Origin of the sequence: Exiguobacterium sp. s75 (assembly GCF_018617145.1) — a bacterium.
Lineage (GTDB): Bacteria > Bacillota > Bacilli > Exiguobacteriales > Exiguobacteriaceae > Exiguobacterium > Exiguobacterium profundum.
Map to the genome: position 1 here is coordinate 1 of NZ_JACSJQ010000020.1, position 373 is coordinate 373.

Here is a 373-nt window from a genome sequence, read left to right on the forward strand (position 1 = left end):
ATCTAGCGTCTAAGACACACGGTCCATTATGGACCATATGTGAAATTGGTTTTTGATGTCTTGATGAATCTTCAGTTTTCAAGGAACAAAAGTGGAGCCTAGCGGGATCGAACCGCTGACCTCCTGCGTGCAAGGCAGGCGCTCTCCCAGCTGAGCTAAGGCCCCGTATTGGAATTTTTCATAAAAATGGTGGGCCTAAGTGGACTCGAACCACCGACCTCACGCTTATCAGGCGTGCGCTCTAACCGGCTGAGCTATAGGCCCTCTTAGAGAGGTTTTGGTCTCTCAAAACTGAACGATGGGCAATGCCACATGGGCATTTTCCTTAGAAAGGAGGTGATCCAGCCGCACCTTCCGATACGGCTACCTTGTT

The 373-nt window shown here is 50.1% G+C and carries 2 tRNA genes; both read right to left on the reverse strand.

Going from position 1 to position 373, the window contains the following annotated elements:
• Positions 1-92: 92 nt before the first annotated feature.
• Positions 93-165: transfer RNA gene (locus KNO68_RS14895), tRNA-Ala, on the reverse strand.
• 22 nt (positions 166-187) lie between these two features.
• Positions 188-264, reverse strand: a tRNA-Ile gene (locus KNO68_RS14900).
• Positions 265-373: the final 109 nt, after the last annotated feature.